The sequence below is a fragment of the Rhizobium sp. PRIMUS64 genome (assembly GCF_023006465.1).
GTDB classification, from domain to species: Bacteria; Pseudomonadota; Alphaproteobacteria; order Rhizobiales; family Rhizobiaceae; genus Rhizobium; species Rhizobium leguminosarum.
The window spans coordinates 1-585 of the sequence record NZ_JALBGX010000326.1 but is presented as its reverse complement, the minus strand read 5'-3'; the positions used below and the strand labels follow the sequence as shown (position 1 = coordinate 585).

Sequence of the window (585 nt, the reverse complement as noted above, 5' to 3'; positions counted from 1 at the left end):
CCATAGGTCGCATAACTATCAAGCGCGCAACGGGTTCTGTCAGCAGCTACACCGCATATGGTTCCGTTGCCTGAGGCGGCGAAATCAGAAAGGCCGGCGGATGGATTGGTTGGAACCGGAAATCCTGACGGCACCCTTCACGCTGCATGTCCCACATATCACTCGAACTGCTTAAATGAAGGCCAATTCTAGCGGGCTCCGCATGGCAAGCGGCAAGCTGGCGAGCCTCTCAAGCCATGTGCCGGCCTGATGGTCGAGTGCAGACGATTGTCGGCAAGCCGTCGCCATATGGTGTTCGGCCATGCCTTGGGGGCATGATTGGATCTGGCTTTAGCATGCTGGGCGGCGGTCGGCAGGCATTAGGATTGAGGTTCCAAATTTGATTTCCGGAGGATCGGCATCGATGTACCCAAGACGGAACCAGCCGCGCGATGACGATTCTCGCGAAGTAAGTGGGTGGATCGAAGACGTGACCGGAGCTTTCGATACGGACGCCTGGATCGACGACTACTATTCAGAGAGCCGAGACCTGGAACAGGATCCGAGCGACTTGCGCCTCGGTTCGCACGACAGTGACGCCGGCGA

General features: G+C 57.8%; 1 protein-coding gene. It reads left to right on the top strand.

From position 1 onward, the window contains the following. Positions 1–403: 403 nt before the first annotated feature. Positions 404–585: hypothetical protein (locus MOV76_RS39395; RefSeq protein WP_141505003.1), on the top strand; the 182-nt coding region annotated here is incomplete at its 3' end.